Origin of the sequence: Caulobacter segnis (genome assembly GCF_029543125.1) — a bacterium.
GTDB lineage: Bacteria > Pseudomonadota > Alphaproteobacteria > Caulobacterales > Caulobacteraceae > Caulobacter > Caulobacter segnis_D.
This window is the reverse complement of sequence record NZ_JARQWW010000003.1, coordinates 725423-734959: the sequence shown is the minus strand read 5'-3', so window position 1 is coordinate 734959 and position 9537 is coordinate 725423. Positions and strand designations below refer to the sequence as shown.

The window sequence follows — 9537 nt, the reverse complement described above, 5'->3', positions numbered from 1 at the left end:
CCCGGCTTGGAGGTTGGAGCGTCGCAACCCCAGCTTCTCAGCCCAACCCCGGGTGAACAACCTTCATAGCTTCGACAGCTAGGCCGCCTCGGCCGCCGCCTCGATCTTGGCGATGTCGATCTTCACCATCTGCATCATGGCGGCGGCCACCCGGCCGGCCTTGGCCTTGTCCGGGTCGGCCATCAGCTCCATCAGCCGGCGTGGCGTCACCTGCCAGGAGAAGCCGTAGCGGTCCTTCAGCCAGCCGCACTGGGATTCCACGCCGCCGTCGGCCAGAAGCTTGTCCCAATAGTAGTCGACCTCGGCCTGATCGACGCAATCGATGACGAAGGACACGGCCTCGTCGAACTTGAAGTGCGGACCGCCGTTCAGGGCCTGGAGCACCTGGCCGTCCAGCTCGAACTCCACGACCATCACCGAGCCGGCCGGGGCGGGCATGCCCTCGCTGTAATAGGAGACGTCGCGGATCTTCGAGTTCGGGAAAATCGAGACGTAGAAGTCGGCGGCTTCCTTGGCCTGGGTGTCGAACCACAGGAACGGGGTGATCTTCGGCATCGACGCGTCCTCCTTGGCTGGAGCGATGATCGCTCCATGGCTTGTCAGTTCAAGGACGGGTGTGGCGCATCCGATCCGACAGGGACGGCGAATTTTCCATGCGCCTTGATCTTCCCCGCGAATGGCGGAAGGGAGGGGGCATGATCACCATGTACGGCATCAAGAACTGCGACACCGTCGCCAAGGCCCGCAAATGGCTGGAGGACAAGGGCGTCGCCTACGACTTCCACGACTACAAGACCGCCGGAATCGACCGCGCGCATCTGCAGGCCTGGGTCGATGAGTTCGGCTGGGAGACGGTGCTGAACCGCGCCGGAACCACCTTCCGAAAGGTGCCCGAAGCCGATCGCCAGGACATCGACGCCGCCAAGGCCATCGATCTGATGCTGGCTCAACCCTCGATGATCAAGCGCCCGGTCCTGGACCTGGGCGATCGCCGCCTCGTGGGCTTCAAGCCGGACATCTATTCGGCGGCCATGAGCTAGACGAAAGATTTTTCCGAGGACTGCATCCATTCTCGTTGGCGGCGGCGACTACCAGACGAGAGAGGCGCGGATCATCGCGCCCTGGATGGAGACAACGACATGGAAGATCTCTTTCGAAGCTATTGGTGGCTTATCTTCCCGCTTTTCGGCTTCGCTTGCGCGGGTTGGGATTCATGGCTGAAGTATCGTCGGCAACAATCGACGATCGAGCTGCTGAAGACCTACGCCGCCAAGGGGACCGAGCCGCCGGCTGAGCTTCTCAAGGCGCTTGATCGCCCCCAGGACGAAAGCCGTAACGCGGGCGGCATGGGTAAAAGCCGCGAAGGCCACCTCTATTCGGTGGTGATGTTCGGGGTGATGGCGGCGGGGTTCACCTATGCCGCGGTCACCGACCTGTTCGGCGTCGGGTCGGCCTTCGTGATCGTGGCGGTGGTGATGGCGGCGCTGGCCTTGGCCTCGCTGGTCATCCTGCTCGTCACTCGCCCGCGCGCCTGATGACCGTCGCTCATGAACACGGGGTGGAGCGACGAGGCGTTGGTGGCGAAGGCCCGCGCCGGTTCGGATGCGGCTTTCATGCGGCTGGTGCAGCGGCACGAGGCGGCGCTGCGGGGCTTCCTGAGGCGAAGTCTCGGGGGATCGGCGGCCGAGGCGGAGGATGTGGCGCAGGAAGTCTTTCTGGCCGCCTGGAGCCGCTTGGGCGACTTGAAGGACGCGGGGCGGGTGAGGGCCTGGCTCTGCGGCATGGGGTGGCGCAAGGCGCAGGACCGCATGCGCACGCGGCGGCGGGACGTGGCGCGCGACGGCGCCTGGTTGGAGATCGCCGAAGCGACGCCCGGCCTGTCCGCCGAGGATCGGCTGGCGGTGGCGCAGGCCATGGGCGAGTTGTCGGAGGTGCAGAGGGCGTGCATCACCCTGTGCCTGGTCGAGGGCTGGTCGCATGGCGAGGCGTCTCAGGCGCTGGACCTGCCGCTGGGCACGGTGAAATCCTATGTGGAACGTGGCAGGGCCCGCCTGCTCGCCGCCTTGGGAGGTTCGCATGACGCCTGAGCAGAAACTGTCGGCGCTGCTGTCGGCCGCCGCCCGGCCGGAACCGCAGGGATTCGCCTTTTCGGCGTTGTTGGCGCAACGCATCGCCCGGCGTCGGGCGCTCTATCGCCTCCTGGCCCTCGTTCCCTTGGCGGCGGCGGCGGCCTCGGTGCTCTGGACGCTGGACAGCGTGCTGAAGCATCAGACGGTGGAGACGGGGACGTTCGAGCCGTTGGCGCCGGGCCTGCTGGCCTTGGTGCTCGCCCTGGCGACGGCCTTCGGCGGACGCCTTTTGGCGAGGGTGATCGCGCGTCGCTGAAGCATGACGAAGGTTTAATCAGAACCCCTGCATCTGTTGGACTGCGCCGAAGCCTCTTCCCTACAGAAGGCGGAAGCGACAGGCTCACCGCTGCAAGTCAAAGGGGTTCAGGTCATGGAAATTCTCATTCCGCTCGCGCCATTCATCATGGTCGTCGCGATCGTCATCATTCCGAAGTGGCTGAAGAGCCGCGAGCGTCGCGAGATGCAGGCCACCATCCGCGCCGCCATCGACAAGGGTCAGGAGTTGCCGCCGGAACTCATCGACGCGATGAGCAAGGACGTGAAGCCCCGCAAGGTTTCGTCCGCCGCCAGCGACATCCGCACCGGCATCATCCTGATCTCCGTCGGCGCGGGCATCGCCGCCTTCGGCTGGATGGTCGGCTATGAGGAAAGCGACGCGGTCTATCCGTTGATGGGCATCGGCCTCATCCCGGGTCTGATCGGCGTGGCTTATGTGGTTCTCAGCTTCTTCAATCCCAACAAAGGCGACCGGATCGAGAAGCAGGACTGATCGCGATCCAGTTGGGGAGATTGGATCATGGGCAAGACTAGCCCGCCTGCAAATGTCGGAAGTCTGCACGACGTCGAGTTGGCCACGCTTGCGGCCACAGGTGATCGGCCGGCCTTCGGCGAGCTGGTGAGACGCCATGGTTCCGCGGTCCGCGCGCTTCTGCGCCGGATGGGGGCGGAGCCGTCGGTCGCCGACGACCTGGCTCAGGACGCCTTTCTTCAGGCGTTTGAGCGGGTCGCGGAGTTCCGCGGGGAGGGGCCGTTCGCGGCCTGGGTCAAGCGGATCGCAGCCCGGCTCTACGTTCGTCGTTGGCGCAAGGAGTCACGCCTTGTTGCCGCCACAGATGATGGTGAAGCTTCGGAAGGACACGGGGGAGAAGCTTTCGCGGCGACGCGGATCGACCTCGACGAGGCGCTGCGTGCGCTTCCGGCCTCGGAGCGGATGTGTATTTCGCTCTGCTACGGCGCGGGCCTGTCCCACGCTGAAGCGGCTGAAGCTCTCGGGGCGCCCCTGGGAACGGTGAAGTCCCATGTCAAACGTGGTTTGGATAGGCTCAGAGGCCGCTTGGCTCCGCAGGATGGAGCGGCGGCGGCCGGGAGGCAGGGTCATGGCTGACCTGGAATTCGAAACCAGACTGGACCGCATGTTCGCGGACACCCCAGTCTTCGATGATCGCGAGGCTTTCGCGCGGCAGGTGGTCACCCGCCTGGAGCGTGGCTGGTCGATGCGGCAGTGGACGATATGGGTCGCCGGCTTCATCGGCGGCCTGACCGGTGTGTGGCAGCTCATCCGTTCGGGCATTCTTGTCCGGGCGGAGGACATTCCCACCGAGCCGGTGAGGATGCTCTCGCATCGCGTGATGGAGGCGTCGAAGATGGGTCTGGAGCTTTCCAGCCTGCCTTTCGGCGGCGAGGTCATGTGGGCCGCGGCCGGGCTTTCGGCCCTGGCGGTGGTCTTTGTGGCCATGCGCGCGGCGGGAGAGCTGTAACAGCGACTTAATCGCCCCGCGGGTGCGTTGCGGGGAGGCGTGCGACGCTATAGGTTCGCGGCCTCTTCGGCGCCCTGCGGGGCGCGTGTGCCTTCGGAGCCCCTTTTCGTGGTCGACGTGTTTGATGAGGTGGAGGAGCAGCTTCGCTCTGACCGCTACAAGACCCTTGCTCGCAAGACGGCTCCCTGGGTGGTCGGCGGTCTCGCCATCGCCCTGGCCGGTTCGCTGGGCTACTGGGCCTGGGACAGCCACCGCAGCCGCACGGCGGCCGAGGCCTCCGAGAAGTACGCCGCCGCTGTCGAATCGTTCGGCTCGAACAACACGGCTGCGGCCGTCACGGGCTTCGAAGCGATCGCCAAGTCCGGCACGCCGGCCTACAAGGCGCTGTCGCTGATGCAGCTCGCCGGCATCAAGGTCGAGGAAGGCAAGGCCGCCGAGGCCGTGACCCTGTTCGACCAGGCCGCCGAGGCCGCCCCGGACGAGGCGCTGGCCGACGCCGCCCGCCTCAAATCCGCCTTCGCCCTGATCGATACGGCCCCGTATGCCGAAATCGAGAAGAGGCTGACGCCCTTGACCGAAGAAAAGCGGCCCTATCGGGTCCAGGCCAAGGAAGCCCTGGCCTTCGCCAAGCTCTCGGCCGGCAAGATGGACGAGGCGCGCAGCGACTTCTCCGTCCTGACCCTGCTTCCCGAATCGAGCGAGCAGGTCCGCGAGCGCGCCCGCACCGCCATGCAGATGATCGACTCCGGCTCGGCCAAGTCGCTGCCGGCCATCGCCAAGGCCGCCGCCACCGCCACGCCGACCCTGCCGTCGGCCGCCCCGGCGCCCGCCATGGTTCCGGGAGGCGCGCAATGAAGCGCCGCCTTCTAACCGCCGCCGCCGTCACCCTGGTGGCGCTGGGTGGACTGTCCGCCTGCTCGACCGTTGGTTCGGCCGTTTCGGCCATCAACCCGTTCGACAAGAAGGACGGGAACAAGACGACCGCCACGCAAGGCGAACGCATCTCGATCATCGCCTTCGATCAGAAGGTCGAGCAGAACGAGGGCCTGAAGGGCGCTGACTTCTATCTGCCCACGGCTGAACCGCGCGCTGACTGGCCGCTGCCCGGCGGCACCCCCGAGCAGTCCGTCGAACATGTGGCCGCCGGCGCCAATTTCCAGGTCGCCTGGCGCAAGGACTTCGGCAAGGGCTCCAGCCGTTCGGCTCACGTCACCGCGCCGCCGGTAGCCGCCGACGGCAAGATCTTCGTCATGGACGGCGAAGCCACGGTCGTCGCGTTAGACGCCCGCACCGGCAACGAAATCTGGAGCCGCAACCTGAAGCCCAAGGAGCGGCGCGACCGCGACGGCTTCGGCGGCGGTCTGGCCTATGCCGACGGCAAGCTCTATGTCGCTTCCGGGTTCCGCTTCATCGCCCAACTGGACGCCGCCACCGGCGAACAGGGTTGGAAGCGTGAAGTATCGAACCCGATCCACGGCGCCCCCACGGTGGCTGGCGGTCGCGTCTTCGTGGTCAATATCGACAACGAACTGCTGACCTTCGAGACCGCCACCGGCGCGCCGAACTGGAACTATCAGGCCCTGACCGAGCCGGCGCGCATCCTGGGCGCTTCGTCTCCGGCGATCTCGGGCGACACGATTGTCGCGCCGTTCTCTTCAGGTGAACTGGTGGCCCTGCGCACCGGCAACGGCAACGAGGTCTGGAGCGAGGCCCTCTCGCGCGCCAGCCGCACCAACGCCCTGTCGGAAATCCGCGACATTGCGGGTCGTCCGATCATCTACAAGGGCGACGTGCTCGCAGTCAGCCATTCGGGCGTCTTCTCGGCCACCGATCTGCGCACCGGCCAGCAGCGCTGGAACATCCCGGTCACCGGCATCGGCTCGCCCTGGGGCGCAGGCGACGTGGCCTTCGTGGTCTCCAAGGCCGGCGAAGTGATCTGCGTCTCGCGCGAGAACGGTCAAGTCTACTGGATCCGTGACCTCAACTCGACTGACGGTCTGAGCAAGCGCCAGCTGAAGAAGCGCCGCAAGAATCCGATCATCTGGTCCAGCCCGATCCTGGCCTCCGATCGCCTGATCACCGTGTCCAGCCGTGGTGAGGCGGCCGCTCTGAATCCGAAGACGGGTGAAGTGGTCTCGACCCTGAAGCTGGGCAGCTCCGCCATGATTGCTCCGATCGCGGTCGGGGACATGCTTTATGTCGTCACTGACGACGCCAAACTGATCGCGATCCGCTAGGGGCGAGCGCGCTTTTTTGCGCGCTTAACCTTGGTTCGCTAAAACAACAGCGCCCCTCGCATTCCTGCGGGGGGCGCTTGGATTCTGAAATGCCGCTCAAACTCGCCATCGTCGGCCGGCCGAACGTCGGAAAATCGACGCTGTTCAACCGCCTCGCCGGCAAGAAGCTGGCCATCGTCGATGACCAGCCGGGGGTCACGCGCGACCGTCGCTTCGCGGCCGGCCGCATCGGCGACCTTGAGCTGGAGCTCATCGACACCGCCGGCTTCGAGGATGTGAAGGACGAGAGCCTGGAGGCGCGGATGCGCGCCCAGACAGAGCTCGCCATCGACGAAGCCGACGTCACTCTGTTCGTTTATGACGCCCGCGAGGGGATCACGCCGGCCGACCAGATCTTCGCCTCCATACTGCGCCGTCGGAACCGTCCGACCATCGTCGGGGCCAATAAGGCCGAGGGCAAGGCGGGCGAGGCGGGGACCGCCGAAGGTGCGCGCCTGGGGCTGGGTGAGCCGATTCCGATCAGCGGCGAGCACGGCGAAGGCATGGCCGAACTCTATGCCGCCCTGCTGCCGTTCGAGACGCAGGACGACGAGCCGATCGACAAGGACAAGCCGATCATGGTGGCCGTGGTCGGCCGCCCGAACGCTGGCAAGTCCACCCTGGTCAACGCCCTGATCGGCGAGGATCGCTTGCTGACGGGCCCCGAAGCCGGCATCACCCGAGACGCCATTTCCGTGGACTGGGAATACGGCGACCGCAAGCTGCGCCTGGTCGACACCGCCGGCATGCGCCGCAAGGCCCGCATCGACGAGAAGCTTGAGAAGCTGTCGGTGCAGGACTCCATCCGCGCCATCACCTTCGCCGAGGTGGTGATGCTGGTCATGGACGCCACGCACCCGTTTGAGATCCAGGACCTGCAGCTGGCCGATCTGGTCGAGCGGGAAGGGCGCGGCCTCGTCTTCGTCCTGACCAAGTGGGACCTGGTGGAGAACCCTCAGGCCAAGCTGAAGGAATTCATCGAGCACGCCGAACGCATGCTGCCGCAGGTGCGGGGCACGCCGGTGATCGCCTTGTCGGCCGAAACCGGCCGGGGACTGGATCGCCTGATGCCGGCTCTGCTCAAGGTCCATACCAACTGGTCGACCAAGGTGAAGACCCGCGACCTGAACGACTGGCTCCAGCTGGCCATGCAGCGGCATCCGCCGCCGTCCGTGGGCGGTCGCCGGGTGAAGCCGAAGTACATGGCCCAGACCAAGGCGCGTCCGCCAACATTCGTGCTGTTCTCCAGCCGCGCGGACCAGATGCCGGATCACTACCGCCGCTATCTGGTGAACAGCCTGCGCGAAAGCTTCGACCTGCCGGGCGTGCCGCTGCGCATCACCATCAAGTCGGGCGCGAACCCGTACGCCGAGGGCGAGGCCAAGAGCGGCCCGCGCGCCGAGCCCCGCTACGCCAAGGCCGCCAAGGTCAAGAAGGCGAAAGAGGAGCAGGCGACGGCCGTAGACGCCAACGGCAAGGTCGTGAAGATCGGGGTCAAGAAGGCCGCGCCGAAGAAGGCGACCGTACGGCCGCGTTCGGCTCCCAAGGGGCTGACCAGCGCCAAGTCGGGCCGTTCGAAGGGCGCGCGGCCCGGACCGCGCAAGGGATAGATGGAAGGCCCTAACGGGCCTTCCATTCCTTGAAGCGGACTACGCCTTCGGGGGGCTCGCGGTCGCCGCGGGCCAGCTCGACGATCAGCGGAACGATCTCTGACGGCGCGGGCAGGTCCATCGGGTCTTCGCCCGGGAAGGCGAGGGCGCGCATGCGGGTGCGCATGCCGCCCGGATCGACGCAGAGGGCACGCACCTGGGTGTGCTCCATCTCGTCGGCATAGGTGGCGACCAGATTCTCCAGCCCCGCCTTGGAGGCCGCATAGGCGCCCCAGAAGGCGCGAGCCTGGCTGCCGACGCTGCTGGTGAAGAAGATGGCGCGGGCGGCGTCGGACTTGCGCATTAGCGGGTCCATGGACCGGATCAGGCGCCAATTGGCCGTCAGGTTGGTGGACATGATCATGTCCCAGCCCTTCGGATCCAGATGTCCCACCGGGGTGAGGGCGCCAAGCACGGCGGCCGCGCCAATGATGATGTCCAGCTTGCCGTAACGCTCATGCAGCGCGGCGCCGAGGACGTCGAGGCCCTCAGGAGCCTTCAGAAGATCGATCGGCACCAGGGTCGCGTGCTCGCCGGTGGCGGCGAAGATGCGGTCGTCCAGCGCTTCGAGCGCGCCTTGCGTGCGGCCCAGAGCGATGACGTGAGCGCCGGCCTGGGCCAAGCCGAAGGCGCAGGCTTCGCCGATGCCGCGCGTGGCGCCGGTGACCAGGGCGATCCGCCCGGCGAGAGGTTTGTCGGTCGTGGAATCCATGGGCGGTCTTCTAGACGGCTGAGCTGGTCTTGTCCCGGGCCGCGTAGCGCTGGGCGATCACGGCGCAGGCCATGAGCTGCATCTGGTGGAACAGCATGACCGGCAGGATGACGACGCCGGCCGTGGCGGCGGGGAACAGGATGGCGGCCATGGGCACGCCGGTGACGATGCTCTTCTTCGTGCCGCAGAAGACCACGGCGATCTCGTCCTCCTTGTTGAAACCCATGGCGCGCGCCGCCGTGCGGCTGCCGGCGAGGGCGAGGGCGAGGAGGATGGCGCACAGAACGCCGACGATCAGCAGCTCCAGCGCCGACACCCGGCTCCAGACGCCCTCGACCACGGCCTCGCCGAACGCAGCATAGACGACCAGCAGGATCGAGCCGCGATCCACGAAGCCCAGGATGCGCTTGTTCTTTTCGACCCACGCGCCGATCCACGGCTGAAGGACCTGGCCCGCGATGAAGGGCGCCAGAAGCTGCAGGCCGATCGCTTCAAGCTGGTCGAGCGAGAAACCGCCTTGGGTATGCAGGATCAATCCGGCCAGGATCGGCGTCAGCGCCATGCCCAGCAGGTTCGAGGCGGATGCGCTGCACAGGGCGGCGGCGATGTTGCCCCGGGCGATGGAGGTGAAGCCGATCGACGACTGCACCGTCGACGGCAGGCAGCACAGGAACAGCAAGCCGAGCACCAGCGGTTCGGGCAACACGCTCGGCGGGATCAGCTTGAACGACAGGCCGATCAGGGGGAACGCCAGGAAGGTGATCGCCAGGATCGTCAGGTGCAGGCGCCAGTGCGCCAAACCGGCCAGCATCGCCTTTCGCGACAGGCGCGCGCCGTGCAGGAAGAACAGAAGGGCGATGCCGAGCTTGGCGACGAGACCGACGCCCTCCGCCGCCATGCCGCGCGCGGGCAGCACGGAGGCTAGGGCCACCGTGCCGATCATCATCAGAAGGTAGGGATCGAGGCGAAGTTTGCGAAGCCACGTCATCTGCTGCGCGGACTCCCTGACTGAAA

Annotated in this window: 13 protein-coding genes; 10 read left to right on the top strand and 3 right to left on the bottom strand. The window is 66.6% G+C overall.

Annotated features, from left to right (window positions below; all coding sequences use genetic code 11):
* Nucleotides 1-78 precede the first annotated feature (78 nt).
* Nucleotides 79-555 (bottom strand): VOC family protein, encoded by a 477-nt coding sequence (locus P7B02_RS12620; protein WP_277786692.1) that lies wholly within the window; start codon nt 553-555, stop codon nt 79-81.
* A gap of 140 nt (nt 556-695) precedes the next feature.
* On the opposite strand from P7B02_RS12620, the gene P7B02_RS12615 reads away from it, so the two are divergent.
* From P7B02_RS12615 to der, 10 genes are all read left to right on the top strand, one after another.
* Nucleotides 696-1040, top strand: a complete 345-nt coding sequence (locus tag P7B02_RS12615) for an ArsC family reductase (RefSeq protein ID WP_277786691.1) — start codon at nt 696-698, stop codon at nt 1038-1040.
* A 99-nt stretch (nt 1041-1139) separates the two neighbouring features.
* Nucleotides 1140-1535, top strand: a complete 396-nt coding sequence (locus tag P7B02_RS12610; protein ID WP_277786690.1) for a hypothetical protein — start codon at nt 1140-1142, stop codon at nt 1533-1535.
* 12 nt (nt 1536-1547) lie between these two features.
* On the top strand, nt 1548-2087 hold the full coding sequence (locus P7B02_RS12605; protein ID WP_277786689.1) for an RNA polymerase sigma factor: 540 nt from the start codon (nt 1548-1550) through the stop codon (nt 2085-2087).
* Nucleotides 2077-2385, top strand: a complete 309-nt coding sequence (locus tag P7B02_RS12600; protein ID WP_277786688.1) for a hypothetical protein — start codon at nt 2077-2079, stop codon at nt 2383-2385. The genes P7B02_RS12605 and P7B02_RS12600 overlap by 11 nt, the downstream gene beginning before the upstream one ends.
* 114 nt (nt 2386-2499) lie before the next feature.
* Nucleotides 2500-2898, top strand: coding sequence for a DUF6249 domain-containing protein (locus P7B02_RS12595; RefSeq protein WP_277786687.1), 399 nt, complete (start codon nt 2500-2502; stop codon nt 2896-2898).
* A gap of 27 nt (nt 2899-2925) precedes the next feature.
* Complete coding sequence (locus P7B02_RS12590) at nt 2926-3513, top strand: RNA polymerase sigma factor (RefSeq protein ID WP_277786686.1); 588 nt, start codon at nt 2926-2928, stop codon at nt 3511-3513.
* On the top strand, nt 3506-3886 hold the full coding sequence (locus P7B02_RS12585) for a hypothetical protein (RefSeq protein WP_277786685.1): 381 nt from the start codon (nt 3506-3508) through the stop codon (nt 3884-3886). The genes P7B02_RS12590 and P7B02_RS12585 overlap by 8 nt, the downstream gene beginning before the upstream one ends.
* A gap of 108 nt (nt 3887-3994) precedes the next feature.
* On the top strand, nt 3995-4741 hold the full coding sequence (locus tag P7B02_RS12580) for a tetratricopeptide repeat protein (protein ID WP_277786684.1): 747 nt from the start codon (nt 3995-3997) through the stop codon (nt 4739-4741).
* The gene (locus P7B02_RS12575; protein ID WP_277786683.1) at nt 4738-6123 is read left to right on the top strand and encodes a PQQ-binding-like beta-propeller repeat protein; all 1386 of its coding nucleotides are present in this window, start codon (nt 4738-4740) and stop codon (nt 6121-6123) included. Before P7B02_RS12580 ends, P7B02_RS12575 begins: the two co-directional genes overlap by 4 nt.
* Nucleotides 6124-6212: 89 nt before the next feature.
* Nucleotides 6213-7772 carry a ribosome biogenesis GTPase Der gene (gene der, locus P7B02_RS12570; RefSeq protein ID WP_277786682.1) on the top strand — a complete coding sequence of 520 codons (1560 nt, stop codon included), beginning with the start codon at nt 6213-6215 and terminating at the stop codon, nt 7770-7772.
* A gap of 10 nt (nt 7773-7782) precedes the next feature.
* Here the strand turns inward: der and P7B02_RS12565 are convergent, their stop codons facing one another.
* A complete protein-coding gene (locus P7B02_RS12565; RefSeq protein ID WP_277786681.1) occupies nt 7783-8523 on the bottom strand; it encodes an SDR family NAD(P)-dependent oxidoreductase in 741 nt (246 codons plus the stop codon).
* A gap of 10 nt (nt 8524-8533) precedes the next feature.
* Complete coding sequence (locus P7B02_RS12560) at nt 8534-9511, bottom strand: bile acid:sodium symporter family protein (RefSeq protein ID WP_277786680.1); 978 nt, start codon at nt 9509-9511, stop codon at nt 8534-8536.
* Nucleotides 9512-9537: the final 26 nt, after the last annotated feature.